The following is a 26,328-nucleotide window of genomic DNA, read 5'->3' on the forward strand; positions in this document are numbered from 1 at the left end:
TTTCGTTATGATGGCAACCATGTACCGCGCCGTGACCCGCCAGATCGAAGTGACCGTCGAGCCGAACTTTGTTCCGGAGCAGTCGTCGGCCGACCGCTCGCGCTATTTCTGGTCCTACACCATCGTCATCACCAATTCCGGCGAGGAGACCGTGCAGCTCAAGACGCGGCATTGGATCATCACCGACGCCTCCGGCCGGCAGCAGGAGGTCAAGGGCGAAGGCGTCGTCGGCGAGCAGCCGACCCTCGCCCCCGGCGAGCGCTTCGAATACACCTCGGGCGTGCCGCTCTCGACCGCCTCCGGCTTCATGACCGGCCGCTACCAGATGGTCAGCGAGACCGGCGAGCGTTTCGAGATCGAGGTGCCGACGTTCTCGCTCGACAGCCCTGACAACAAGCGGGTGTTGAACTAGAGCGGACGGCACCCACAACTGTCATGCCCCGGCTTGACCGGGGCATCCAGTACGTCGCGGCCTCTCGATTTCATCGCTACCGTCTCGGAGTACTGGATCGCCCGATCAAGTCGGGCGATGACACCAAGTATATGGTGCGCAATGACGTACGTGGCGCCTAGGCGCTCTCCACGCCCGCCTCGTGCGGCGTGAACTGGTAGACCGAGCTGCAGAACTCGCAGGTCACGACGACCTTGTCGTCCTTGACCATCGCGATGCGATCATCCGGCGAGAAGCTCTTCAGCATCGACGCAACCGCGTCGCGCGAGCAGGAGCATTGCGCCTTCAGCACAAGCGGGTTGAACACGCGCACGCCGCGTTCGTGGAACAGGCGGTAGAGCAGCCGCTCGCCGGAGAGATCGGGATCGATCAGCTCGACGTCCTCGACCGTCTCGATCAGCGAGCGCGCCTCGACCCAGGCATCATCCTCGGCGATGCTATGCACCTCGGCGCCTTCGGGCGCGTCGCCGGGATGCAGGTCGGCCTGCCGCGCGCGCTCAGGCGCCTTCGGCAAGAACTGCATCAGCATGCCGCCGGCACGCCAGCGATGCTTGCCACCGTCGCTCGAGCGCCACTCCTCGCCGACCGCAAGACGCACGCGCGTCGGGATCTGCTCGGAGCGCAGGAAATATTCGTGGGCCGCGTCTTCCAGGCTGCCGCCGTCGAGCGCGACCAGGCCCTGGTAGCGGCTCATGTCAGGCCCCTGGTCGATGGTCATGGCGAGATGGCCGCGCCCGAGCAGCGCGCCGGAATCCTTGGCATCGCCGAGACGCTCGGCATCGAAGCGCGCATAAGCGCGCAGGCGATCCGGCGCCTGATAATCCACCACCAGGAACGACACCGGACCGTCGGTCTGGGCCTGCAGGATGAAGCGGCCCTCGAATTTCAGCGCCGAGCCGAGCAGCGTCGTGAGCACGATGGCCTCGCCGAGCAGCTTGCCGACCGGGGCAGGATAATCGTGCTTGGTCAGGATGTCGTCGAGCGCGGGGCCGAGCCGCACCAGGCGGCCGCGCACGTCGAGCGCGTCGACCTCGTAAGGCAGCACGGCATCGTCGATCGGAACCGCCGAAGGCGCGCGAACCGGGCCCTCGGGTCCGGTTTTCATGTCGGGGGATTGGGAAACCATGGCGCTCTATCTGGGGTGGGAGGGGTGGAATGGAAGGGGTGCGGGACGGTGCGGTTCCGGGTGCAGACATGATCGTACAGGGGTGCGACAAACACAGTGTCATCCCGGGGCGCGCAAAGCGCGAACCCGGGATCCATAACCATAGGATCGCGTCATCGCGCGAGATGACAACTCCGAGTCCTCGCCAACCTCAATCCTTTGGTTATGGATCCCGGATCTCCGCGCCACTATGCGGCGCTTGTCCGGGATGACAGCGGAGAATGGGGTCATCGACTCGACCCCATCACCGCGCCACCGCTCTACTTCACCGCGTCAAAGCACCAGGCCAGAATGCCCTTCTGCGCGTGCAGGCGGTTTTCGGCCTCGTCGAACACGACCGATTGCGGTCCGTCGATCACTTCGTCGGTGACCTCCTCGCCGCGATGGGCGGGCAGGCAGTGCATGAACAGCGCATCTGGCTTGGCCAGCGACATCAGCTTGGCATTGACCTGATAGGGCTTGAGCACGTTGTGGCGGTGCTCGCCTTCCTTGTCGCCCATCGACACCCAGGTGTCCGTGACGACGCAATCGGCGCCCTTCACGGCGGCTTCCGGATCGGTACCGATCACGATCGATGCGCCGGTGGCCTTGATGAAGTCGCGCATCACCTTCTTCGGAGCGAGTTCCGGCGGTGTCGCGACATTGAGCTTGAACTTGAAACGCTCGGCGGCATGGGCCCAGGACGCCAGCACGTTGTTGTCGTCGCCGGTCCAGGCCACCGTCCGACCTTCGATGGGGCCGCGATGCTCCTCGAAGGTCATCAGATCTGCCATCACCTGACAGGGATGCGAGCGCCGTGTCAGGCCGTTGATGACAGGCACCGTGGCGTTCGCCGCGAGCTCCAGCAGCGCCTCGTGATTGAGGATGCGGATCATGATGGCATCGACATAACGCGACAGCACGCGCGCGGTGTCGGCGATGGTTTCGCCGCGGCCGAGCTGCATCTCGGCGCCGGTGAGCATGATGGGCTCGCCGCCGAGCTGGCGCATGGCGACATCGAACGAGACGCGGGTGCGGGTCGACGGCCGCTCGAAGATCATCGCCAGCGTCTTGCCTTCGAGCGGCCTGACCGGCTGATGCGCCTTCTGCTTCGCCTTCATGGCGGAGGAGGCCGCGAGCATGCTCTTGAGCTCCGACAGCGGCAGCTCGTTGATATCGAGGAAGTGCTTGGGTGACTTGCTCATCAGCTTGCCGCCCGCTTGTTGCCGGACAGCGCCGTGCAGGCGCGTTCGAGCCTGACGACGCTGTCCTCGATCTCGGCTTCGGTGACGATCAACGGCGGCAGGAAGCGCACGACATTGTCGCCGGCGCCGACGGTGAGCAGCTTCTCGTTGCGGAGCGCTGCGACCAGGTCGCCGGAGGGCACCACGGCCTTGATGCCGATCAGGAGCCCCTCGCCGCGCACTTCGCTGACGACATCTGGGTGGCGGTCGATCACGGAGGCGAGCTTCTGCTTGAGCAGCAGCGACATCTTCTGCACGTGGTCGAAGAAGCCGGGCTTGAGCATGACGTCGAGCACGGCATTCGCGGCCGCAATCGCCAGCGGATTGCCGCCGAAAGTCGAACCGTGCGAGCCGGGGCCCATGCCGGCGGCAGCATCGGCGGTCGCCAGTATCGCGCCGATCGGGAAGCCGCCGCCGAGCGCTTTCGCCAGCGACATCACGTCGGGCGTGACGCCCGTGCGCCGGTGAGCAAAGAGATCGCCGGTGCGGCCCATGCCGGTCTGCACCTCGTCGAACGCGAGCAGCAGACCCTTCTCATCGCAGAGCTGACGCAGCGCCTTGAGAAAGCCTGATGGCGCCGAACGCACGCCGCCCTCACCCTGGATCGGCTCGATCAGGATACCGGCGGTGTGCGGACCGATCGCCTTCTTGACGGCCTCGAGGTCGCCATGCGGCACCTGGTCGAAGCCGTCCATCGGCGGACCAAAGCCTTCGAGATATTTTGCAGAGCCCGTCGCGGCGAGCGTCGCCAGCGTGCGGCCATGGAAGGCGCCCTCGAACGTGATGATGCGGTAGCGCTCCGGGTGCCCCTTGGAGAAGTGATGGTGGCGCACCAGCTTGATGACGCCCTCCAGCGCCTCGGCGCCGGAATTGCAGAAGAAAACGAAGTCCGCAAAGCTCTCGCTGCACAGGCGCGCGGCGAGCTTCTCGCCATCAGGGCTCTGGAACAGGTTCGACATGTGCCAGAGCTTGGTTGCCTGCTCCTGCAACGCCTTGACCAGCGCAGGATGGGCATGGCCGAGCGCATTCACCGCGACGCCCGAGGTGAAATCGAGATAGCGATCGCCGTTGGTCGCGATCAACCAGACGCCTTCGCCGCGCTCAAAACCGATGTCGGCCCTGGCGAAAACGGGGAGCAAATGCGGCGCTGCGCTGCTGGTCATGACGATCACTTGATTGTTGCGGACGGTGAAGGGTGCATTGCGCAACGCACCATTGACCGGCCCGGAAAACGAAACGTGCCGCCTTTTAAGGGCGGCACGCGCGACTATCTTAGGCCTGGTGAAACCGGTGTCAATGCCGCCCGGAAAGCCTCGCGAAACGCTGATTCCGTAGTCTTGCGGTGGCGTTTTTGCGGGAATTTCGCCACGGAACATGTGGAAGCGAGTCGGCGGACTCTTGCGCGTGAGTCGCGCCATATTGTAGCGTTTGGCTTGTCAGATACGACATCTCGTGCAGCAGTCCTGATCCCAGAAGTCCTCATGTACCGGCGTAAACGTTCGGGCGCATCTCGCGCGCCCGGCGAGCCTTAAGGGATTCTGACGGCACGGGTTTTTCGAGACTTAGGCATTCGTCGTGCCGCCCCGAAGATGGCGGCGCGCGGCGAAGGAAAGGGTGCAATGACGGTTTTGACCTGGTCCGACGATCGCGTCGAGCAGCTGAAAAAGCTCTGGGAGGCCGGACTTTCGGCCAGCCAGATCGCCGCCGAGCTTGGGAATGTCACCCGTAACGCCGTGATCGGCAAGGTGCACAGGCTCGGCCTGTCCGGCCGCGCCAAGAGCCCGACGTCGGCAGCTCCACGGCCGCGCAAGGCGCGGCCCGCGCAGCACATGATGCGGGTGAGCCGGCCGATGGCGCGCGGCAACACCGCGCTGGCGCAGGCCTTCGAGGTCGAGGTCGAGGCAGAGCCCGTCACCTACGACAACGTGGTGCCGATGAGCCAGCGGCTGTCGCTGCTCGAGCTGAACGAGGCCACGTGCCACTGGCCGGTCGGCGATCCCTCGAGCCCGGATTTCTTCTTCTGCGGCGGCAAGGCGCTGTCCGGCCTGCCCTACTGCGCCCAGCACTCGCGGGTTGCGTATCAGCCGGCCGCCGATCGCCGGCGTGCGCCGGCGAAGCCGGGCGCGCGGTGAGCTGAACGAATTTAGCTGACAACGACGACAGCCGTGACACGATCACGGCTCAACGGACTCGGTGTCGGCGACGGCTGAGACCGCCGCAGCCGTCGTACGCACTCACCTGCGCAAACCTACGTCTGCTCGGCCTTCGCAAAGCGATCGTCCAGCGCATAGCCGGCACCGCGGACGGTGCGGATGGGGTCCTGCTCGCGGCCGAGATTGAGCAGCTTGCGCAGCCGGCCGATATGAACGTCGACGGTGCGCTCGTCGATATAGATGTCGCGGCCCCAGACGCTGTCGAGCAGCTGCTCGCGCGAGAACACGCGGCCGGGATGCTCGAGGAAGAACTCCAAAAGTCGATATTCGGTCGGGCCGAGATCGATCGGCCGGCCCGAGCGCGCCACGCGGCGCTTCTCGCGATCAAGCTCGATGTCGCCGAAGGCGAGGACGGTTGCGAGCCGCTCGGGGCTTGCGCGGCGCAGCAGGCCCTTCACGCGAGCGAGCAGCTCGGGCACCGAGAACGGCTTGACGATGTAATCGTCGGCGCCGGTGGCGAGCCCCCGCACCCGCTCGCTCTCCTCGCCGCGCGCGGTGAGCATGATGATCGGCAGCTGCTTGGTGTCGGACCGCGTCCGCAGCCGGCGGCACAGCTCGATGCCCGACAGCCCCGGCAGCATCCAGTCGAGCACGATCAGATCGGGGATGTGCTCCTTGAGACGGGTGTCGGCGTCGTCGCCGCGCATCACCGTCTCGACGTCATAGCCGTCGCCTTCGAGGTTGTAGCGGAGAAGCTCGGTCAGAGCTTCCTCGTCCTCAACCACCATAATGCGTGCGCCCATCGGGTCGTCGCTCCTTGCGTAATCAGGTGTTCGGGACCGTCGTGGCGAACGTCGTCATGTCGCCCTTCGGCCGCTTGTCGGTGATGGCCTGGCCTTCGATCATGTAGAACACGGTCTCGGCGATATTGGTGGCGTGGTCGCCGATCCGCTCGATGTTCTTGGCGCAGAACATCAGGTGGATGCAGAACGAGATGTTGCGCGGATCCTCCATCATGTAGGTGAGGAGCTCGCGGAACAGGGAGGTGCAGATGGCGTCGACCTCCTCGTCCCCCTTCCACACCGCCATCGCCGCCGGCAGATCATGCGCCGCATAGGCGTCCAGCACCGACTTGACCTGCTGCTGCACGAGGTCGGTCATGTGCTCGAGGCCGCGGAACAGCTTGAGCGGATGGAAGTCGGTCTCCAGCGCCGCGACGCGCTTGCCCATGTTCTTGGCGAGGTCGCCGATGCGCTCGAGATCGGTGGCAACGCGCATCGCGCCGACGATCTCGCGCAGATCGACCGCCATCGGCTGGCGGCGCGCGATGGTGAGCACGGCGCGCTCCTCGATCTTCCTCTGCAGCGTGTCGAGCTCGGCGTCGATGGTGACGACCCGCTGACCGAGCGCGACGTCGCGGCGGATCAGCGCATCGACGGAATCGACGATCATGCGCTCGGCGATGCCGCCCATCTCGGCGACCAGACGGGTGAGCTCCTGGAGGTCGGTGTCGAAGGCCTTTGCGGTATGTTCAGAACCCATGTTCCGTCTCCTCAGCCGAACCGGCCGGTGATGTAATCCTGCGTACGCCGGTCGGATGGCGACGTGAAGATCTTGCTGGTGTCGTCGAACTCGATCAGCTCGCCGAGATACATGAAGGCGGTCTTGTCGGAGACGCGGGCCGCCTGCTGCATGTTGTGGGTGACGATCGCGATCGTGTAGTTCTCCGACAGTTCCTGGATCAGCTCCTCGACCTTGGCGGTCGAGATCGGATCGAGCGCCGAGCAGGGCTCGTCGAACAGGATCACCTCGGGCCGCACCGCGACGGTGCGGGCGATGCAGAGCCGCTGCTGCTGGCCGCCGGAAAGCGACAGGCCGGAGGCGTTGAGCTTGTCCTTGACCTCGTTCCACAGCGCGCCGCCGCGCAGCGCCTTCTCGACGCGGTCGTCCATCTCGGACTTCGAGATCTTCTCGTAGAGGCGGATGCCGAAGGCGATGTTCTCGTAGATCGTCATCGGGAACGGCGTCGGCTTCTGGAACACCATGCCGACGCGGGCGCGCAGCAGGTTGAGGTCGAGCTTGGGGTCGAGGATGTTGGTCTGGTCGAGCATCAACTGGCCGGTGACGCGCTGGCCCGGATAGAGGTCGTACATCCGGTTGAAGATGCGCAGCAGGGTCGACTTGCCGCAGCCGGACGGGCCGATGAAGGCCGTGACGCGGTTGGTGCCGAGCATCAGGTTGATGTTCTTCAACGCGTGGTGCTCGCCGTAATAGAAGTTGAGGTTGCGCACCGTCACCTTTGCCGGCGCTTCCGGCAGCGGCTGCTGCGAGGCCAGATGAGCGTTGGAGCTCACGGATACGGACAGGTCGGTCATTTTGCGGTCCTCTCGGCGCCGAGGATGCGGGCGCCAATGTTCAGGGCAAGCACGGTGAGCGTGATCAGCAGCGCACCGCTCCAGGCGAGCTGCTTCCAATAGGCGTAGGGGCTCTGGACGAAGTTGTTGATGGTCACGGGCAGGTTCGCCATCGTCTTGTTCAGGCCGAGACTGAAGAACTGGTTCGACAGCGCGGTGAAGAGCAGCGGCGCGGTTTCGCCGGCGACGCGGGCGGTGGCGAGCAGCACGCCGGTGATGAGGCCGGAGCGCGCGGCGCGGTAGGCGATCCGCTTGATCACCAGCGAGCGCGGCAGGCCGAGCGCCGAGGCCGCCTCGCGCAGCGCATTCGGCACCAGCAGCAGCATGTCCTCCGTCGTGCGCAGCACCACCGGGATAACGATCACGGCGAGCGCGAGCGAGCCTGCGATCGCCGAGAAGCCGCGCATGGGCACCACCACCGCGCCGTAGATGAACAGGCCGATGATGATCGAGGGCGCCGACAGCAGGATGTCGTTGATGAAGCGGATCACCGAGGTCAGCTTGTCGTTGCGACCGTACTCGGCGAGGTAGGTGCCGGCGAACAGGCCGAGCGGCGCGCCGATGCCGACGCCGATCACCGTCATGATGATCGAACCGACGATCGCGTTGCGCAGGCCCCCTTCAGTCGAGCCCGGAGGTGGCGTGTCTGCTGCAAACAGCTCGACATTCAGGCCCGAGACCCCGTTATAGAGCAACGTCATCAGGATCAGCGCCAGCCAAGTGACACCGAAGGCGGCGGCGGCAATACAGAGGCCGCGGACGACGATGTCCTTGCGGCGGCGGCTCGCATAAATCGGGTTCATGGCGTCAGGTCCCCGCCTTCTTTTCCAATCGCATCAGCATCAGCCGGGCGCTCGCGAGCACGAAGAACGTCAGCACGAACAGCAGCAGGCCGAGCAGGATCAGGCCGGATTGGTGCAGGCCGTCGCTCTCGGCGAATTCGGAGGCGATCGCCGCCGAGATCGTGGTGCCCGGCGCGAAGATCGAGGACGAGATGCGGAACGAGTTGCCGATGATGAAGGTCACCGCCATGGTCTCGCCGAGCGCGCGGCCCAGCGCCAGCATGACGCCGCCGATGATGCCGACGCGGGTGTAGGGGATCACCACGCTGCGCACGACCTCCCAGGTGGTGCAGCCGACCCCGTAGGCGGCCTCCTTCAGCACCGGCGGCACCGTCTTGAACACGTCGACCGAGATCGAGGTGATGAAGGGCAGCACCATGATGGCGAGGATCAGCGCGGCATTGAACAGGCTGAGGTAAGAGGGCGGGCCGGCGAAGATCGCGCCGAGCACGGGGACACCGTCGAAGATCTTGATCATGAAGGGCTGGAAGGTGTTGGCCAGGAACGGGCCCAGCACGAAGAAGCCCCACATGCCATAGATGATCGAGGGAATGCCGGCGAGCAGCTCCACTGCCATGCCGATCGGACGGCGCAGCCATTGCGGGCAGAGCTCGGTCAAGAAGATCGCAATGCCGAGACCGACGGGAATGGCAATCAGCATCGCGATGAAGGAGGTAACGAGCGTACCGTACATCGGCCCGAGCGCGCCGAGCACGGGCGGATCCGCCGAGGGCGCCCAGCGCTGCGTCCACAGGAACGCGAAGCCGTATTCCTTCATCGCCGGAAAGGCGCCGACGATCAGCGACAGGATGATGCCGCCGAGGATGAGGAGAACCGAGATCGCGGAGAGCCGGGTGATCCAATAGAAGGTGACATCGCCGAGCTTGAACGCGCTCAAGGCCTTGGCGCGGTCATACGGTCCGGCGTCGTCGATTACGTCGCTCTGAACAGCCATCTCTGCCACGCCGATCCCCTGCACCAATTTACTCGTTCTTGTTTGATCGGTCTCGTGCCCCGGACGCGGCGCAGCGCGTAAGCGGTGCGACGCAGATCCGGGGCCACCTCTTGTGGGTCCCGGCTCAGCGGTGCGTCATTTCATGCCGCACCGCGTCCGGGACACGGGAGCCTGGGCTCAGCTCTTGATCTCGGCAGACCAGGTCTTCTCGATCTGCTGGACAACGCTGTCCGGCATCGGGATGTAGTCGAGCTCCTCGGCTGCCTTGGCGCCGTTCTTGAAGGCCCAGCGGAAGAACTTGATAGCTTCCTGCGAGGCCGCCTTGTCGGTGGCATCCTTGTGCATGAGGATGAAGGTCGCCGCCGTGATCGGCCAGGACTTGTCGCCGGGCTGGTCGGTCAGGATGACGTAGTAGCCGGGCGCCTTGGACCAGTCGGCGTTGGCCGCGGCCGCCTGGAATGCCTCGGTGGTGGGCTCAACGGTCTTGCCGCCCTTGTTGACCATCTTGGTGTAGGTCAGCTTGTTCTGCTTGGCGTAGGCGTACTCGACGTAACCGATCGAGTTCTTGGTCTGGCTGATGTTGCCCGACACACCTTCATTGCCCTTGGCGCCGACGCCAACCGGCCACTCGACGGCGGTGCCCTCACCGACCTTGCTCTTCCAGTCGGCGCTGACCTTGGAGAGATAGTTGGTGAAGTTGAAGGTGGTGCCCGAACCGTCCGAGCGGCGAACCACGGTGATCGCCTCCGATGGCAGCTTCACGTTGGGATTGAGCTTCTTGATTGCGGCGTCGTCCCACTTGGTGATCTTGCCGAGATAGATGTTGGCGAGGGTCTCGCCGTCAAACACCATCTCGCCGGCCTTGACGCCTTCGAGATTGACGACAGGAACGATCGCGCCCATCACCATCGGCCACTGCGCGAGGCCGTCCTTCTCGAGCTGCTCGGCCTTGAGCGGCATGTCGGTCGCGCCGAAGGTCACGGTCTTGGCCTGGATCTGTTTGATGCCGCCGCCGGAACCGATCGACTGGTAGTTCAAGCCGTTGCCGGTCTCCTTCTTGTAGGCGTCAGCCCATTTCGAATAGATCGGGAAAGGGAACGTCGCGCCGGCACCGGTGATGTCGGCAGCAAAAGCCGCCGTCGTCGTGGCGGCGACCAAGCCGGCAGCGACGATCGTCTTGATGAAATTCATGCTGGTCTCCATACAGGGGAGCGAAGCGCCATCCGCGCCCGATCGCGCTCCCCGCGCCGCCCCTTTAGGAGCGGTTGGCTGAGCTTTTACGAAGGTTTCGTGACAGTCGGATGACACCATCAAGCGATTGAAATCGCTTGTATTTCTGTCTTATACTAAAGTCTTGGCCGAGGGAAAACAGGCAGTGAAGGTGGCGCCCTGTTTGGGCACGCTTTCGATCAAAAGGCGGCCGCGATGGCGGTTAAGAATATGTTTCACCAGCGATAATCCGAGCCCGGTTCCGCCCTGCGAGCGGCTGTCGCCGACATCCACCCGATAGAAGCGCTCGGTCAGGCGCGGCAGGTGCTCGGGTGCGATGCCGGGACCGAAATCGCGCACCGTGACTCGGATCTCCTGAGTTCCATCAGTCGTTGGCGTCGTGGTGAGCGACACGATGACGCGTCCTCCGGAAGCGCCGTATTTGAGCGCGTTCTCGATCAGGTTCTCGAACAGCCGCAGCAGTTCTTCGCGATCGCCGGCGATCATCACCGGGTCATCAGGCAGATGGGTCTCGACCTCGACCTGGCGCTCGCGCGCCAGCGGCTCGAGCCCATCAGCGACCTGACGAATGATCGGCAGCAGGTCGACCAGGGTATCCGGCCGCACATGGGCCGACAGCTCCACCCGCGACAGCGACAAGAGATCGTCGATCAGGCGCGCCATGCGCGTGGCCTGATTGTGCATGATGCCGAGGAAGCGCTCGCGCGCCTTGGGGTCGTCCTTGGCCTGGCCCTGCAGCGTGTCAATGAAGCCGGACAGCGCGGCGAGCGGCGTGCGCAGCTCGTGGCTGGCATTGGCGACGAAATCGGCGCGCATCTCCTCGACCCGGCGCAGCGGCGTCTGGTCATGGAAGGTCATCAGCATGCATTTATCGGCGCCGCCGAAATTGGTCGGCACCGGCACCGGGGTGATGATCAGCTCCATCCAGCGATCCACCGGCACATGGTCGAGGTAGGTCGCACGCCGCGGCTCGGTTGTCGCAATGGACTCGCGCAGCGCGGTGATGATTTCAGGCGAGCGAAGCGCGAATTGGGCGAGCTCGTTCTTGCGCAGTGCCGGCGCAAGCTGGGCCGCGGCGGCGTTGAGGTGGATGACGCGACCGGCGCGGTCGAGCAGCACGGCGGGATCGGGCATGCCGGCGACGACAGCGGCCACCGCGGCGGTCTCAACAGGATTGACGCGCCTGACGTCTTCGCGCGAGGCGACGGTATCATGCAGCCGCCACGGGATCAGCGCCGCAGCCGCGATGCAGAGGAAGATGATCGCGGCGTGCAGCGCCGACAATTCGCCGAGCGAAACTACGGTCGACAGCGCCAGCGCAGCGGCAATCAGGATAATTGTCGAGTGCCGCAGCCGGTCGGACCAGGGCTGAGCGGGGGGAGAAGATGGGGCGTCGATCGCCATCGGGGCGGACTTCTCCTAGGGAGTCTAGATTCGAGACCTGCGCCGGTCAGGCGCCGCCGTCGCTGCGCTTTCTGACATAAGCGGCTTCCGGTGGTGGGCCGGGGTCGAGCTTGAGGGCCGCCTGCTGCAGGCGCTTCGATCGAGCGCCGATGATAACCTCGCGAAACGTCAGCAAGATTACAGAGATGACGAAAGGGGAGAGATAATAGAGCACCCGGAACAGCAGCATGCCGCCGAGCAGCTCCTCCCGGTCCATCTGCCAGAGGCCGACCAGCATGGCGGCATCGAACACGCCAAGCCCTCCGGGCGAGTGGCTGGCGAAGCCGAGCAGGGTCGCCGAGACGAAGATGACGGCAACCACGACGAAGCCGAGATTGGGCTCGTCCGGAACCAGCACATACATCGCGAGCGCGCAGAAGCCGAGGTCGATGATGCCGATCGTGATCTGGAGCAGCGTCAGCGGGCCACCCGGCAGCACGACAGTCCAGGGGCCGCGTCCAACCACCCGCGGCTGGGTCCAGACCCAGACCACGTATCCCACCAGCGCGGCGATGATCATCATCGCGATGGTCCGGTTGAGCCAGGGCGGCAGCAGGTCGATCGAGGCGGCGGCCTCGGGATGATAGGAGATGCCGAGGCCGAGCACGGCGGCATTGCCGAGCCAGAAGGTGAGGCCGGCGAGGAAGCAGATCTTTGCGACGTCGATCGCGTTGAGGCCATAGGCCGAATAGATGCGATAGCGCACCGCGCCGCCGGTGAAGACGGATGCGCCGACATTGTGGCCAATGGAATAGCTGGTGAAGGCGGCGAGCGCGTTGATGCGGTAGGGCACTTCGGAATGGCCGATCGCACGCACCGCGAAGAGGTCGTAGAAGGTCAGGGTGAAATAGCCCGCAGCGACGAACAGGCCTGCCATCGCAATCTGGCTCGGCTCGGTGCTCTTGATGGCTTCGATCACCTCGTTGACGTCGATGCCGCGCAGCATGTGGTAGAGCACATAGCAAGCGATGCCGATGACCGCGACGCTGATCACAACTCCAAGCTTATGCAGGATTTGCTTCTGGCGCAGAAACGTCATCGCCCTGCGTATGGCTTCCAGCATCTAGACCTCGAACAACGCTTCAGCGGCCGGGGTGGCCAGCGAACGGGCGGATGACGCACAGGCGCTCGACGGTCCCTCGCCGCCGGCTCCGGCATCGCGCATGCCCCCCGCCCCTCCACTAGCGCGTTTTGCGGCGGAGTGGAATTCGCCAATGTGAACAAAATCACGTGCCTTCAATGTTTTAGGCAGGCTGCAGGCTCCTGATGCACGGTTTGGCGCTTTCGGCGGCAAGACTCGGCGCGAATCTCCATGGCGATCCTGCGCAGACGCCATGAAGTTTTGATGATTTCGGCCCGACAATGTTCCGTCACGCCTTAAGCCGAAATCAATCTATGAATGGGGCCGGCCTGTTGAAAGAGGGGCAGTGCGCCGCTGGGTGCGGCGCAGCGAGCCCAGGACGCAGGACCACCTAAGGCGCGGTCAGATAGCCGCGCTGATACGCGCTGGCCTGGTCGTCGAAAATCGCCATGGCCGTCGTCATCCGGCGGAATCCGAGGCGTTCGTAGAAGCCTTCCTTGCCCGGTACCGAATAGAGGATGATCTTGCGATGTCCACGGCATCGCGCCAGCAGCCGCGCGACGAGCTCGCGGCCGAGACCTTGCCCCTGATAGTCCGGGTGCACTGCGACATCACACAGATGAGCGCAATCGCGGCCATCGGCCAGCGCACGTCCGGCGCCGACAAGGCGGCCTTCGTCATGGGCGAAGCTGAGAAACATGCTGTTGCCGAACACGAGCGCGAGATCGGCGGGTGCCTTGTTGCCGAGCGGGGCAACCCGATAAAGCGCGGAGAGCTCATCCCAGCTGATGCCGGCGGGATCGTCGGTCCAGACAATTGACATCGGCCACGTCTCCCCGCTTCAGCGCCGCGCCGCGATGACTGCAGCGACGATTTCGTCACTGCCCGGGAAGTGGCCCTTGCTGCGGCTTGCGACAATCCGCTCGCCAAGCTTGACCTGAAAGACGCCTCCCTTGCCTGGCACGAGATCCGGTTCCAAAGCCAGTTGCCGGCGCAGCGCCGCGGCCGCTTCTCTTGCATGCTTTTCGTAGCCGCACGGACGGCAATAGATAATGGTCACGTCAGACATTTCGCGCTCCTTCACGCTGCAAGCTGCGGGCGCATCGCTTCGATGCCGGCGATCCAGCCCGCGACGGAGCGGCCGATCGCCTCGGGGTGATCCTCCTGAAGGAAGTGTAGGCCGGGGCCGAGATGCACGTGAGCGCAATGCTTCAGCGAGGCTGCGAACGCCTCCGCGTAGGCGGGCGAGACGATGGCGCCGGGCGCACCTGAGAACAGCAGCTTGGGATAGGACGATGCGGCGAGCGCCGCATGCGCCGATTGAAATGTCGCGTAGACATCGGCGGGTTCGCCCGCGATCGGCAGCTCGCGCGGAAGTGCGAGAACGGGTCGGCGGCTCTCCGGGGTCGGGAAGGGCGCGCGGTACGGCGCCATCTCCTCGTCGCTGAGCTTTCGCACGATGCCGCCGGGCAGCACGCGCTCGACGAAGGCATTGGCCTCCAGGATCATGGCCTCGCCCTCGCCCGGCGTCCTGAACTTGCGGAAGGCCGCCCGCGCAGCCTCTGCGTGGTCCTGCTCTTCGGCGACCTCGGTATGATGGAAATCCTGCCAGCTCGGCATCGGGCGAATGAACTCCATGAAGGCGAGACCGCGTACGAGGTCCGGGCGGCGCGCAGCAAGATGAAGAGCGAGCGCCGTGCCCCAATCCTGCGCGACGAGATAGGCGGACGTTATACCGCGCTGTTCGATGAAGGCATCGAGATAGCGGGCGAGGTCGAAGAAGCGATAGGCGATGTCCGGCTTGTCGGATTGGCCGAAGCCGATGTTGTCGGGCGCGATGCAATGCGCGACGGGCGCCACCAGCGGCAGAATGTTGCGCCAGATGTGCGACGATGTCGGATTGCCGTGCAGGAAGAGCGCGACGGGCGCGTCCTCCGCGCCGGTCTCGCGATAGGCCATGCTGCTTCCGAGGACGGACGCTTTGCGAATCTCAATCTCGATCTGCTTGGTCATGTCAGCTCCTTGAACACGGTTTGGAATGCGATGGTCTTGAAACGCTCGAGCGCCTGGGGGTTGCGATCGACCTTCATGCGCAGGATCGCCCCCTGCCAGGACGCAAGCAGGAAGTCGGCAAGCTCCTCGGGCGGGAAATCGGAGGCGATCTCGCCGCAGGTCTGGGCCTCCCTGATGCAGGCGGCGAACGGCACGCGCCATTCGGCAAAGATCTGCGCCAGACGCGCGCGCAGCAGCTCGCTGCTTCCGGTCGCTTCCAGGCTGAGATCGCCGATCAGGCAGCCACGACCGTAGCCGTCGGCCTCGAGACGGCCGGTGATGATGTCGAGATAGCGCTTCAGCCGCGCGCGCGGCGTCAGCGAGGTGTCCTCGAGCGCCTCCGCGACCAGCCCCCTGGTGACATCGAAATAGCGGTCGAGCACCTCGGAGGCGAACGCCTCCTTGGAGCGGAAATGGTTGGTGAAGGACCCCTGCGGAGCGCCCGCTGCAGCGGTGACGTCGCGCACGCTGGTGCCGTGATAACCGGTCCGGAACATGACCTTCAGGCCGGCGTCGAGGATGGCGTCTTTGAGCGATGGCTTTGGCATGGAGATATAATACGTACGTACGTATTGCTGTCAAGCGCGGATTTCTCGTCGCGACAATCGCGTTTGAGATCAATTGATTATTGAACTTTTGGTGCCACAGGCTGGCTGCGCGAGACCACCCAATAACGCAGCCAAGCGCCGATGGTACAGCCGACGAGGTAACAGGCGAACAAGACCAGCCCGAGATCGAGCCAGTAGCCGAAGCGGCCCGGGACGACATGGGCAAAGGAGGCTGCAACCAAGCCCGCAACCAGCGCCGCGAGCCAGCGCGCCGTGACTTTCGAGGTGCCGTTGCCGCGCTGGACCACCGAGATCCAGCCCATGCAGAAGCCCAGCAGAGCCGAGCCGATCAGCCAGCCCATATGGAACGAGACGAGATAGGGCATCGTCACCTCACCAGAAATTCGATGCGGCGGTTTTGCGCCTTGCCGTCGTCGGTGTCGTTGCCCGCGACAGGCTGCGTGCTGCCGTAACCGACGGCGGTGAAGCGATCCGCCGGCAGGCCGGCCTTGACCAGATAAGCGATCACCGCCTGCGCGCGCTTTTCGGACAGCGCCTGGTTGAAGGAATCCTCGCCGTCGGCATCGGTATGACCCGCGACCTCGATATTGGTGGTCGGGCAACGCAACGCCGTCTCGATCAGATGATCGAGAATGCCGGCGGAGTCAGGATCGATGTCGGCGCGCTTGGGCTCGAAGCGGATCTTGCCCTTGGCCAGCAGTTCGGAAAACAATTGCTGGCAGACGGTGCCGTCGACAGGCCCCGCCGCGGGCTTCACGGTGATTTCGGGCTTGTATTGCCAGGTCTTCGGAAAGTCCTTGCCGAGACCGGCGCGAATGTCGTTGGCGGCGCCTTCGTACAACGCATCTCCCGACAGCTTGACCTCGCGATCGGATACCACGAGCGTGCCGGTCGACAGCCGCGACAGCGCGCCGAGCGCTGCGACCACGGCAGTATTGAAGGAGCTGGGCGCACCGATGCTGGCCTTGAGATTGTCGACCACCTTCTCCGCAAAGAACTTTCGCGAGGCGCTGGTTGCGATCGCTGCGTGCACGGTGTTGTCGGGCACGTAGCCGGTCAGCGTCACGGTGGCGGCAACCGGATCCTTGTAGGCCTGGAAGATATAAGGGGGCGCCTTAATCTCGTTGGCGGCGATCGAGAAGCCTTCGGGGAGATTCTTCAGCGCCGCGGCGATCGCCTCGCGGCCGCCGAGATCGCGCGCCATGCCCGATAGGGTGACCTTGGTGTCCGAGATCGTGATCTTGCCGTCCTTGAGCTTGCCGATCTGGTCGAGCAGCAGCATCGCGGCCGCCTCGAAGCGCGGCGGTGCGCCGCGGGCCAGGCCCATCTGATCGGCGACCTCGGTCCCGTTGACCTCCTTGCGCGCGGCCTCTGTGAGTCGCGCCTTCATCGACGGCAACGGGGCGGAGCCCGACAGCGTCACCCGCACCACGTCACGCTCGGCGTTCCAGACGAAGGGTTTTGCTTCGGGAACAAGGCGGGTCTGGTCGTCGACCAGCCGCACGCCCGGCACCATCTCGACCGTGGTCACGGCATCGCGGCGCCCCTCCTCGGAAAAGGCATCCGCGGCCAAGCTTACGTCACGGCCGTCGACTGCGATCCGGGTCTTGTCCAGGACGGTGTCCTTGAGTGCGGCCGAGCTACGGGCCGACAGGTCGGCCTCTACAGGCAAGGTGTTATTCCAGGCCGCAAATCCCCACATGACGGCCAGGGGAATCAGCCCCGGCCACCATTTGCTGGCCCACCTGAAAAGCATCTGCATTCGACGACCCGAACTCTGGAACCGGAGACAAAACAAACCCTTGGCAGGCTGTCAAACCGGAAATGGGGCCGTTTAGGGGACTGCGCGTGAAACAATTGGAATAACTTTTTCTTCAAGGGTCGTTCCTTAAATTGACGGCGAAATGCCCAGGGGGCCGGCCGGCCGGTATGAAACAACTCCGTAACAACGTCATTCGCGCCGGGCTGGGTGCACTTTACTTCAGCGGGGCGCATCATCTGCTGCGTCCGCTGCTGTCGGGCGTCGGCGCGATTTTCATGCTGCACCATGTGCGGCCGGCCCGAGAGGGCGCGTTTCAGCCGAACCGGCATCTCGAGGTCACCCCCGATTTCCTGCGGGCAACCCTGTGCCATCTGCGTTCGCGCGAGATCGACATCGTCAGCATGGACGAGCTGCACGAGCGGCTGGTTCAGGGCCGGTTCGATCGCCGCTTCGCGGCGTTCACCCTCGACGACGGTTATCGCGACAACCGGGACCATGCATTGCCGGTGCTGCGCGAATTCGACGCGCCGGCGACCATCTATGTCGCCAGCGACTTCGCCGAGGGCACTGGACGGTTGTGGTGGGTCGCTCTGGAAGCGGTCGTCGCCAAGGCCGGGCAGGTCGACGTCAAGATCGGCCATTCCGCGCTTCGGCTCGATGCATCGACGCCGGCCGCAAAGCAGGCGACATTCGATCACCTGCACGATTGGCTGCGCGCGTTGCCGGGCGAGCATGATCTGAAGCGCGAGATCGAGGCGCTGTGCGCCGCCCATGGCATCGACATGGAAGCCGTGTGCCGCAGCCTCTGCCTGTCCTGGGACGAGGTGAAACGGCTCGCGACCGATCCGCTGATCACGATCGGCGCTCACAGCGTCAGCCATTGCAATCTCGCCAAGCAAAGCGAGGAGATCGCCGCGCAGGAGATGGCCGTGAGCCGGGCGCGGATCGCGCAGGCGCTGGACCGCGACGTGCTCCATCTCGCCTACCCCTATGGCGACCGCGAGGCCGCGGGGACGCGCGAATTCGCACTGGCCGCATCCGCCGGCTTCAAGACCGCGGTGACGACACGACCCGGCATGCTGTTCGCCGAGAACGCGGGGCACATGACCGCGCTGCCGCGCGTTTCGCTCAACGGAAATTATCAGGACGCGCGCATTCTGCCGGTGCTGACCTCTGGCGCCGCGACCGCGATGTGGAACGGCTTCCGCCGGATCGCGGCGGCTTGATGATCGTCCCGGCGCGGGCCGGAACGACGCCGAGTTGACTCCCCTCCCCGCGGCGCTCAAAACGTCGTCAACCAAGGGAGGCACCATGTCCAACGATCTGTTCTCGCTCAAAGGCCGCATCGCACTCGTGACCGGCGGCTCGCGCGGCATCGGCAAGATGATCGCGGCCGGATTTCTCGGTGCCGGCGCCGCGAAGGTCTACATCACCGCGCGCAAGGCCGGTCCCTGCGAAGCCACCGCGAAAGAGCTCTCGGCGCAATATGACGGCGAATGCATCGCGCTGCCGATCGACATCTCGACCGTCGAAGGCTGCAACAAGCTGGCTTCCGAGATCATCAAGCTGGAGCCGAAGCTCGACATCCTCGTCAACAATGCCGGCGCAGCCTGGGGCGCTGAGTTCGACGAATTCCCCGAAAGCGGCTGGGACAAGGTGATGGACCTCAACGTCAAATCGCTGTTCTTCCTGACCAAGGCGCTGGCAAAGCCGCTGCGCGCCGCGGCCTCGCACGAGCGGCCCGCCAAGGTCATCAACATCGCCTCGGTCGACGGCATCTTCGTCAATCCCGGCGAGACCTACTCCTATGCCGCGAGCAAGGCCGCGGTGATTCATCTGACGCGGCGCATGGCAACGAAGCTGATCAAGGACAACATCAACGTCACCGCGATCGCACCGGGTGCGTTCAAGTCAGACATGAACCGCGCCGCGCGCGATCATTCGGATGAGGTCGCAAAACGCATTCCGGCGCGGCGCATCGGCACCGACGAGGATATGGCGGGCGTGGCGATCTATCTCGCCTCGCGCGCGGGCGATTACGTCGTCGGCAACACCATCGCGGTCGACGGCGGTGTTGTGTATGCGAATGCCGGATTGGAGATCGCGGGGTAAAGAGGAGCGGCGCGGCCCACGCTCCACGCACGCTTTCATGCCCCGCGAAGGCGGTGCATCCAGTACGCCGCGGTCCATCGGCTCAATCACTGCGGCCTCTTGAAATACTGGATCACCCGCTTTCGCGGGTGATGACACCATTTGTGCTGCGAGGGCGTCGACCCTAGCGCTTACGACTCGATCTTCACGTATTCGAAATCGCCCGGCTTGTTGTCGATGCCGACCTTTGGGGGCGAGATCCACGAGGCGAACTTGCCGCTTTCGGTGACCGGCTGCATCAGCGAGGTGATGAAGTCGCCGTCGCTCTTCGAGGGCAGCCACTCGTCCTTGCGCTTGGCCCAGGTGGCATTGTCGATCAGGATGCCGTCGGGCGTGGCGTGCACGTCCTTGAACTCGCCGATGTGGCGGTGGAAGGCGACATTGGGCAGGGTCAGCTTGAAGTCATAGCCCGCGGTCGAAATCACCTTGTTCCAGCGCAGCAGGCCCTTGACGCAATCCTGGCTGTAATCGTCGCGCAGGCGCATGTTGAGCGCGGTCAGCGCCGGCTCGTCGACCAGCTTGATCTCGCCATTGATCAGCTTGAGCACCGGATAGGTGGAATTCTTGAGCTGATGATCGTCCTCGATCTGTGTCTCGTGGTAGCGGCCCTTGATGCCGGCGTTGAAGGCATTCGCCGCGTTGGTCGAGACTTCCGAGCCGAACAGGTCGAGCGACAGCGTGTAGTGCAGGTTCAGCTTCTTCTGGATGGTCGGGAGATCGATGACGCCGAGCGCGCGGACCTTCGCGATGTCGGTGGGATCGGTGATGCCTGCGGCTTTCATCGCCTCGCAGGTGCGCTGCACGACGCGGGTGATGCCGGTCTCGCCGACGAACATGTGGTGCGCTTCTTCGGTCAGCATGAAACGGCAGGTGCGCGACAGGGGATCGAAGCCCGACTGCGCCAGTGAGTGCAGCTGCATCTTGCCGTCGCGGTCGGTGAAGTAAGTGAACATGAAGAAGGACAGCCAGTCCGGCGTCGCCTCGTTGAAGGCGCCCAGCATGCGCGGCGCATCGGCATCGCCCGAGCGACGGCGCAACAACTCGTCGGCCTCTTCGCGGCCGTCGCGGCCGAAGTATTTCTGCAGCAGATAGACCATCGCCCAGAGGTGACGGCCTTCCTCCACGTTGACCTGGAACAAATTGCGCATGTCGTAGAGCGAGGGCGCGGTCTTGCCGAGATGGCGCTGTTGCTCGACCGAGGCGGGTTCGGTGTCGCCCTGGATCACGATCAGGCGGCGCAGCATGGCGCGATGCTCGCCGGGGACTTCCTGCCAGGCCGGCTCGCCATAATGCTCGCCGAACGGCACGACGCGATTTTCTTCCTGCGGCGCCAGCAGAATGCCCCAGCGATATTCGGGCATGCGGACGTAATCGAACTTGGCCCAGCCGCGCGGATCGACGGAGTAAGCGGTACGCAAATAGACCAGCGATTCCTGGAAGCCTTCCGGCCCCATGTCGCTCCACCAATCCATATAGCCGGGATGCCAGCCTTCCAGGGCCTTGAGCACCTGGCGGTCTTCGGCGAGATTCACGTTGTTCGGAATCTTGGTCGAGTAGTCGACGTTCATGATGTTCATGTTCATGGCCGTGCTCTCCTTAAACCCGCGTCATATCGAATTTCGGCTTCTGGCCGCTGCCGTAGCGGCGCAGCGCGCCTTCTTCGCCGACCGCGTTGGGGCGCTGGAAGATCCAGTTCTGCCAGGCGGTCAGGCGCGCGAAGATTTTTGATTCCATGGTTTCAGGACCGACGAAACGCAGGCTCGCTTCCATGCCGGTGAGACTGTCGGGCGAAAAGCTGGCGCGTTCCTCCAGGAACACGCGGACCTCGTCGTCCCAGTCGATATCGTCGAGCGCGAAGGTGACGAGGCCGAGCTCTTCGGCCTCCTCCGCGTCCAGGCTCGTCCCGATCGTGGCTTCCGCACGCTCTACGTCCGATGGATCGGCCTGGAAGCGCGACTGCAGCCGCGTCAGGCCGTGGCTCATCGGGTAGGGGCCAAAGTTCATCGCCGACAATTCGATCGATGGCGGCGGCTGATTGTCGCCCTGACGCGTGCCGATCAGCATGTAGGAGCGGTCGGCGGCGAAAACGAGCTCGGCGAGCGTGCCGGCAAAGCACGAACCCGGCTCGACCAGCGTCACCAGCGTGCGCGAGGTGACATCGATGCGCTTGAGCACGCGCTTCCAGTAATGTCTGATCTCGTTGACCAGCCAATGCGCCTTGTTGGCTTCGAGGAAGGCGTCGGATGCGAGCACATGGGCGCGGTCACCATGGCTCTTGAACACCAGCATGGCGATCTCGAGCTCGTTGATGCGCAGGTGCAGGATGGCGTCGTCGAGCTCGCGCGCCACTTGCAGCGGCCAGAACGAGGCACCCTGCGCCATCATGCCGTCGATGTCGGAGGGCGGCGCGACCTCTGGCGCCTTGATCGAGATGGTCGCGATACGTGCGGCGCGATCGATGTCGACGGTGACGAAGCCATAGCGGATGCTGTTTTCGTCGATCACGCGCTTGAGCGGGGTCAGCGCGACGCCCTTGCCGCTGCCCTGGCGCTTCGAAGCGGCCGCGAACTCCTTGGCACGCTCGGCGATCTTCGCCTCGAGCTTCGAATTCGGCGCGATTTCGTCGACGAGGCGCCATTGCACGGCACGCTTGCCCTTGACGCCCTCCTCGATGGTGCAGAAGAAATCGGCGTGGTCGCGGCGCACCTTGCGCTTGTCGACGACGCGGGTGAGGCCGCCGGTGCCGGGCAGCACCGCGAGCAGCGGCACTTCGGGCAGCGCAACGGCGGACGCGCCGTCGTCGGCGAGGATGATGTGGTCGGTCGCAAGCGCCAGCTCATAGCCGCCGCCGGCGGCGGAGCCGTTCACCACGGTGATGAAGCGCTGGCCGGAATTCTCCGACGAGTCCTCCATGCCGTTGCGGGTCTCGTTGGTGAACTTGCAGAAGTTCACCTTGTGGGCGTGCGTGGAGCCCGCCAGCATGCGGATATTGGCACCGGCGCAGAACACGCGGTTCTTGGCCGAGCGCACCACCACGACCTTCACCTCGGGATACTCGAAGCGCAGCCGCTGAAGCGCATCGGCGAGTTCGATGTCGACGCCGAGATCGTAGGAATTGAGCTTGAGCAGATAGCCTTCGAACAGGCCGCCATTCTCGTCGACGTCCATGGTCAGCGTCGCGACGCTACCTTCGACCGCCAGCTTCCAGTGCTTGTAGCGGGACGGTTCGGTCTGGAAATCGATGAATGTCGCGCCGCCTGCGAGACGACGATCTTCCCCGGCCATGGGCCACCCTTGAGCTTGATTATGCGGTCTGGAGCGTTAGATGCACAATAGTGCATCTTGATGGGTAAGTCTAGTCCGAATCTGAGGACAACATGCACTTTGCTTCATCTGGCGCAACCCGATCGGCCTCATGCCGCCTGCAGGCCGGGATCGTCCCGCAAGGCCGCCTTCGCAAACTGCGCGATAGCTTCGAGCGTCGGCCCAGCCGCCTCGCGATGCGGCGAATGCGCTGCACCGGCGATGATCTTCAGATCGACCGGGCAGTAGCATTCCTCCTGCGCGATCTCGGCCTGGCGCAGCGTGCCGTACTGGTCGTCCACGCCTTGCAGAACCATCACGGGCACGCGGATGTAGGCGAGAAAGTCCGAGATATCCCAGTCGCGGAATTTCGGATCGAGCCAGGCGCCGTTCCAGCCATAGAACGCGTTATCGACATCCTTGTGCCAGCGCGCCAGTTTTGTCCTGAGGTCCGTGGTCTCATAGGTCGTCTTGATTGCGGCGATGGATTTCACCGAGATATCTTCGACGATGAAATGCGGCGCGATCAGCGCGATGCCCTGCAGGCGATGATCCTGATGTGAGCCGGCATAGATCGCTGCGATCGAGGCGCCGTCGGAATGGCCGAGCAGCAGGCCGCGCTTGAAGGGAACCGCGTCGAGCACCTTTGGCAGCACCTCCAGCGCCTCACGCTGCATATAGTCGAGCGGACGCGGCAGCGCGACAGCGCTCGACCGGCCGTAGCCGGCGCGCGAATAGGCGAAGATGCCGGCGCCGGTGGCCTGTTGAAGCTTCTCGGGGAAGTCGCCCCACAAGCCGACTGAGCCGAGGCCTTCGTGCAGCATGACGATGGTCGGCGCGTCGGCGACCTGCGGCGCGAGCCACTTGTATTCGAGATCAGCGCCATCGATGCTGAGAAAGCCTGTGGGGAGGAGATGGATCATGCTGTCACTCTGCTTCAGTCGCGCCGTGAGATATGCGATTAGTTCGCAACCTCGCGCAATTTGAACCGCTGGATTTTTCCCGTCGCCGTCTTCGGCAGCGAGTCCACCACGTCGATCCAGCGCGGATATTTCCATGGGCCGATCTTCTGCTTGACGTGCTCCTTCAGCATCTCCTGCAGGTCCGTCGGCTTGGCGCCTGGGCGCAGCACAACAAAGGCCTTCGGCTTCAACAGCCCTTCCGGATCGGCTTCAGGCACGACAGCGGCTTCCAGCACGGCCGGATGCGTGATCAGCGCGCTCTCGACCTCGAAGGGCGAGACCCAGATGCCTGACACCTTGAACATGTCATCGGCGCGGCCGCAGAACGTGTAGCGGCCATCGGCGTCGCGAACATATTTGTCGCCGGTGCGGGTCCACGGGCCCTCGAACGTGCGGCGGCTCTTGTGGCGCTGATTCCAGTAGCCCTCGCCTGCGGAGGGCGCATCGACCAGCAGTTCCCCGACCTCGCCGTCGGCCACGTCTTGCCCGGCTTCGTTGACGAGCCGCACCGCATAGCCCGGCACCGGCTTGCCCGATGAGCCGTATTTGATGTCGCCCGGCGCATTCGACAGGAAGATATGCAGGAGCTCGGTCGAGCCGACGCCGTCGAGAATGTCGACGCCGAAGCGCGCCTTCCAGCTGTTGCCGACCGATTCCGGCAGCGCTTCACCGGCGGAGGTGCAGATGCGCAGCGCCTTGCCGCCGCGCTCGGCCTTCATCGCCTCGTCGTTCAGCATCGCCGCGAACAATGTGGGCACGCCGTAGAAGATCGACGGGTTGTAGCGGTTCATCAGGTCGAACATGCGCGCCGGCGTCGGCCGCTCGCTGTTCAGGATCACGCTGGCGCCGACCGACATCGGGAAGGTCAGCGCATTGCCGAGGCCATAGGCGAAGAACAGTTTTGCCGCGGAGAGGCAGACGTCGCTCTCGCGGATGCCCAGCACCTGCTTGGCGTAGGTGTCGGCGGTCGCCTGCAAATTCGAATGGATGTGGCGCACGCCCTTGGGCATGCCGGTCGAGCCGGACGAATAGAGCCAGAATGCCGGCTCATCCGGATGCGTCGCGGCGGTGGTGAACTGCTCGCTCTCGCCGGCGAGCTCTTCCTTGAGCTGCTTGTGGCCGTTCTGCTTGGCGCCGGAGACCACGACATGTTCGAGATCGGGCATGCGGCCGACCACGTCCTTGATGACGGGATAGAGCGCCTCGGAGACGAACAGCACGCGGGCGCGGCAGTCGGCCAGAATGTAGGCGTATTGATCTGACGTCAGCAGCGTGTTGAGTGGCACCGGGACGATGCCGGCGCGGATCGCACCCAGGAACACGACCGGGAAGTCGACCGTATCCAGCATGATCATCGCCACGCGCTCCTCGCGGCGGACGCCGAGCCGGCGCAGCATGTTGGCGGCGCGCCGCGTCTGTTGCTGGAGCTCGCCATAGGTGAGCCGCGAGACGGTGTCATCGAAGGCGAGCTTGCCTCCCCTGCCTTCCTCGACATTGCGGTCGAGCAGCCAGGTCACCGCGTTGTAGGATCCCTCGCTCACGGTCGTCTCCCCCGAATTTAGAATTATAATTCATAGAAAGACACTGCGGCGGCTTGCTGTCAATGCCAGCAGGCACTATGTTTCATTAAAACGCGCCGCAGGACACCTGCAAAGAAGGCTCATGACCGACAGTCCCGACGCCGAATCCCAATTCCTCGAACAACTGGGCCAGCGCGTGCGCACCATGCGCGCGGTGCGCGGCATGTCGCGCAAAGTGCTCGCCAAGGTATCAGGGATTTCGGAGCGCTACATCGCTCAGCTGGAGAGCGGCAAGGGCAACGTCTCGATCGTGCTGTTGCGCCGCGTCTCCGGCGCGATGGGCGCGCATCTGGAAGATCTGCTCCCCTCGGCCGATCCGACGCCGGACTGGCAGATGTTTCGCGATCTCCTGCGCAAAGCGACGCCGGCACAGATCGCGCAAGCAAAGGACCTGCTCGCCGGCGGCAGCGCAACCGCAGCCCGGCGCGCGCCGTTCTGCGGCATCGCGCTGATCGGCCTGCGCGGCGCCGGCAAATCCACGCTCGGCAAGATCCTGGCAAAGAAGATCGGCTGGAGCTTCGTCGAGCTCAACAAGGAAGTCGAGCAGCAGAACGGGCTCTCCGTCGCCGAGATTATCGCGCTCTACGGCCAGGAAGGCTTTCGGCGCATGGAGCAGGCAGCGCTGCAACAGCTGCTTGCGCGCAACGAGCTGATGGTGCTGGCGACCGGCGGCGGCATCGTCTCGGAGCCGCTGACCTTCGACCAGATCCTGACCTCGTTCTACACGATCTGGCTCAAAGCCGAGCCGGAGGAACATATGGCCCGCGTCCGCCGCCAGGGCGATCTGCGGCCGATGGCCGACGACCGCTCCGCCATGGCCGAGCTCCGCAACATCCTGCTCAGCCGCGAACCACTCTATGCGCGCGCGACGGCGGTGGTGGATACCGCCGGGCTCAGCGTCGACGCGGCGGCGGCACGGCTGATCGATGCGGTGCGCCCGGTGCTGCAGAACGAAGCCCGCAGCTTCGGGCTGCGTAGCGTGGCGCTGTAGA

At 64.5% G+C, this 26,328-nt stretch carries 26 protein-coding genes; 5 read left to right on the forward strand and 21 right to left on the reverse strand.

The window, feature by feature from the left end; translation table 11 throughout:
- Positions 1-19: 19 nt before the first annotated feature.
- Entirely contained in the window at positions 20-412 is a 393-nt protein-coding gene (apaG, locus tag X265_RS34450; RefSeq protein ID WP_164939076.1) for a Co2+/Mg2+ efflux protein ApaG, read from the forward strand.
- Between the two features lie 157 nt (positions 413-569).
- Here the strand turns inward: apaG and X265_RS34455 are convergent, their stop codons facing one another.
- From X265_RS34455 to X265_RS34465, 3 genes are all read right to left on the reverse strand, one after another.
- On the reverse strand, positions 570-1,577 hold the full coding sequence (locus tag X265_RS34455) for an Hsp33 family molecular chaperone (RefSeq protein ID WP_128968869.1): 1,008 nt from the start codon (positions 1,575-1,577) through the stop codon (positions 570-572).
- A 299-nt stretch (positions 1,578-1,876) separates the two neighbouring features.
- Complete coding sequence (gene argF, locus X265_RS34460; RefSeq protein ID WP_128968870.1) at positions 1,877-2,800, reverse strand: ornithine carbamoyltransferase; 924 nt, start codon at positions 2,798-2,800, stop codon at positions 1,877-1,879.
- Positions 2,800-4,002, reverse strand: coding sequence for an aspartate aminotransferase family protein (locus X265_RS34465; RefSeq protein WP_164938937.1), 1,203 nt, complete (start codon positions 4,000-4,002; stop codon positions 2,800-2,802). The genes argF and X265_RS34465 overlap by 1 nt, the downstream gene beginning before the upstream one ends.
- A gap of 456 nt (positions 4,003-4,458) precedes the next feature.
- On the opposite strand from X265_RS34465, the gene X265_RS34470 reads away from it, so the two are divergent.
- Positions 4,459-4,971, forward strand: a complete 513-nt coding sequence (locus X265_RS34470) for a GcrA family cell cycle regulator (protein WP_128968871.1) — start codon at positions 4,459-4,461, stop codon at positions 4,969-4,971.
- A 116-nt stretch (positions 4,972-5,087) separates the two neighbouring features.
- Here the strand turns inward: X265_RS34470 and phoB are convergent, their stop codons facing one another.
- From phoB to X265_RS34540, 14 genes are all read right to left on the reverse strand, one after another.
- Positions 5,088-5,795, reverse strand: a complete 708-nt coding sequence (gene phoB / locus X265_RS34475; protein WP_092289108.1) for a phosphate regulon transcriptional regulator PhoB — start codon at positions 5,793-5,795, stop codon at positions 5,088-5,090.
- Positions 5,796-5,817: 22 nt separating this feature from the next.
- Entirely contained in the window at positions 5,818-6,534 is a 717-nt protein-coding gene (phoU, locus tag X265_RS34480; protein WP_128968872.1) for a phosphate signaling complex protein PhoU, read from the reverse strand.
- Positions 6,535-6,545: 11 nt separating this feature from the next.
- On the reverse strand, positions 6,546-7,367 hold the full coding sequence (pstB, locus tag X265_RS34485) for a phosphate ABC transporter ATP-binding protein PstB (protein WP_128968873.1): 822 nt from the start codon (positions 7,365-7,367) through the stop codon (positions 6,546-6,548).
- Positions 7,364-8,209 (reverse strand): phosphate ABC transporter permease PstA, encoded by an 846-nt coding sequence (gene pstA / locus X265_RS34490; protein WP_128968874.1) that lies wholly within the window; start codon positions 8,207-8,209, stop codon positions 7,364-7,366. Before pstA ends, pstB begins: the two co-directional genes overlap by 4 nt.
- A 4-nt stretch (positions 8,210-8,213) precedes the next feature.
- Positions 8,214-9,203 (reverse strand): phosphate ABC transporter permease subunit PstC, encoded by a 990-nt coding sequence (gene pstC, locus X265_RS34495; protein ID WP_164938938.1) that lies wholly within the window; start codon positions 9,201-9,203, stop codon positions 8,214-8,216.
- 177 nt (positions 9,204-9,380) lie between these two features.
- Positions 9,381-10,394, reverse strand: coding sequence for a phosphate ABC transporter substrate-binding protein PstS (gene pstS, locus X265_RS34500; RefSeq protein WP_128968876.1), 1,014 nt, complete (start codon positions 10,392-10,394; stop codon positions 9,381-9,383).
- Positions 10,395-10,544: 150 nt separating this feature from the next.
- Positions 10,545-11,837: an ATP-binding protein gene (locus X265_RS34505; RefSeq protein ID WP_128968877.1), complete on the reverse strand. Its 1,293-nt coding sequence runs from the start codon at positions 11,835-11,837 to the stop codon at positions 10,545-10,547.
- Positions 11,838-11,883: 46 nt separating this feature from the next.
- A complete protein-coding gene (locus X265_RS34510; protein ID WP_128968878.1) occupies positions 11,884-12,939 on the reverse strand; it encodes a putative bifunctional lysylphosphatidylglycerol flippase/synthetase in 1,056 nt (351 codons plus the stop codon).
- Positions 12,940-13,348: 409 nt separating this feature from the next.
- On the reverse strand, positions 13,349-13,780 hold the full coding sequence (locus X265_RS34515) for a GNAT family N-acetyltransferase (protein ID WP_128968879.1): 432 nt from the start codon (positions 13,778-13,780) through the stop codon (positions 13,349-13,351).
- A gap of 18 nt (positions 13,781-13,798) precedes the next feature.
- Complete coding sequence (locus X265_RS34520; RefSeq protein WP_128968880.1) at positions 13,799-14,026, reverse strand: SelT/SelW/SelH family protein; 228 nt, start codon at positions 14,024-14,026, stop codon at positions 13,799-13,801.
- An 11-nt stretch (positions 14,027-14,037) separates the two neighbouring features.
- Entirely contained in the window at positions 14,038-14,970 is a 933-nt protein-coding gene (locus X265_RS34525) for a haloalkane dehalogenase (protein ID WP_128968881.1), read from the reverse strand.
- Entirely contained in the window at positions 14,967-15,557 is a 591-nt protein-coding gene (locus X265_RS34530; protein WP_128968882.1) for a TetR/AcrR family transcriptional regulator, read from the reverse strand. The genes X265_RS34525 and X265_RS34530 overlap by 4 nt, the downstream gene beginning before the upstream one ends.
- Before the next feature lie 77 nt (positions 15,558-15,634).
- Complete coding sequence (locus X265_RS34535; protein ID WP_164938939.1) at positions 15,635-15,943, reverse strand: hypothetical protein; 309 nt, start codon at positions 15,941-15,943, stop codon at positions 15,635-15,637.
- A 2-nt stretch (positions 15,944-15,945) separates the two neighbouring features.
- On the reverse strand, positions 15,946-17,340 hold the full coding sequence (locus X265_RS34540) for an OmpA family protein (RefSeq protein ID WP_128968884.1): 1,395 nt from the start codon (positions 17,338-17,340) through the stop codon (positions 15,946-15,948).
- Positions 17,341-17,507: 167 nt separating this feature from the next.
- Here X265_RS34540 and X265_RS34545 point away from each other — a divergent pair, with 167 nt between their 5' ends.
- Together X265_RS34545 and X265_RS34550 are read left to right on the forward strand one after the other, a co-directional pair.
- Positions 17,508-18,566 carry a polysaccharide deacetylase family protein gene (locus tag X265_RS34545; RefSeq protein ID WP_128968885.1) on the forward strand — a complete coding sequence of 353 codons (1,059 nt, stop codon included), beginning with the start codon at positions 17,508-17,510 and terminating at the stop codon, positions 18,564-18,566.
- An 85-nt stretch (positions 18,567-18,651) separates the two neighbouring features.
- Entirely contained in the window at positions 18,652-19,452 is an 801-nt protein-coding gene (locus tag X265_RS34550; RefSeq protein ID WP_128968886.1) for an SDR family oxidoreductase, read from the forward strand.
- A gap of 170 nt (positions 19,453-19,622) precedes the next feature.
- Here the strand turns inward: X265_RS34550 and boxB are convergent, their stop codons facing one another.
- The 4 genes from boxB to X265_RS34570 all read right to left on the reverse strand — a co-directional run bounded on the left by boxB (position 19,623) and on the right by X265_RS34570 (position 25,297).
- The gene (boxB, locus tag X265_RS34555) at positions 19,623-21,074 is read right to left on the reverse strand and encodes a benzoyl-CoA 2,3-epoxidase subunit BoxB (protein WP_128968887.1); all 1,452 of its coding nucleotides are present in this window, start codon (positions 21,072-21,074) and stop codon (positions 19,623-19,625) included.
- Positions 21,075-21,087: 13 nt separating this feature from the next.
- Positions 21,088-22,776 carry a 2,3-epoxybenzoyl-CoA dihydrolase gene (gene boxC, locus X265_RS34560; protein ID WP_128968888.1) on the reverse strand — a complete coding sequence of 563 codons (1,689 nt, stop codon included), beginning with the start codon at positions 22,774-22,776 and terminating at the stop codon, positions 21,088-21,090.
- Between the two features lie 128 nt (positions 22,777-22,904).
- The gene (locus tag X265_RS34565) at positions 22,905-23,717 is read right to left on the reverse strand and encodes an alpha/beta fold hydrolase (protein ID WP_188637444.1); all 813 of its coding nucleotides are present in this window, start codon (positions 23,715-23,717) and stop codon (positions 22,905-22,907) included.
- 38 nt (positions 23,718-23,755) lie between these two features.
- Positions 23,756-25,297 (reverse strand): benzoate-CoA ligase family protein, encoded by a 1,542-nt coding sequence (locus tag X265_RS34570; RefSeq protein WP_128968889.1) that lies wholly within the window; start codon positions 25,295-25,297, stop codon positions 23,756-23,758.
- Positions 25,298-25,418: 121 nt separating this feature from the next.
- Here X265_RS34570 and X265_RS34575 point away from each other — a divergent pair, with 121 nt between their 5' ends.
- Positions 25,419-26,327, forward strand: coding sequence for a helix-turn-helix transcriptional regulator (locus tag X265_RS34575; RefSeq protein WP_128968890.1), 909 nt, complete (start codon positions 25,419-25,421; stop codon positions 26,325-26,327).
- Position 26,328 lies beyond the last annotated feature (1 nt).

The organism is Bradyrhizobium guangdongense, assembly GCF_004114975.1.
Lineage (GTDB): Bacteria > Pseudomonadota > Alphaproteobacteria > Rhizobiales > Xanthobacteraceae > Bradyrhizobium > Bradyrhizobium guangdongense.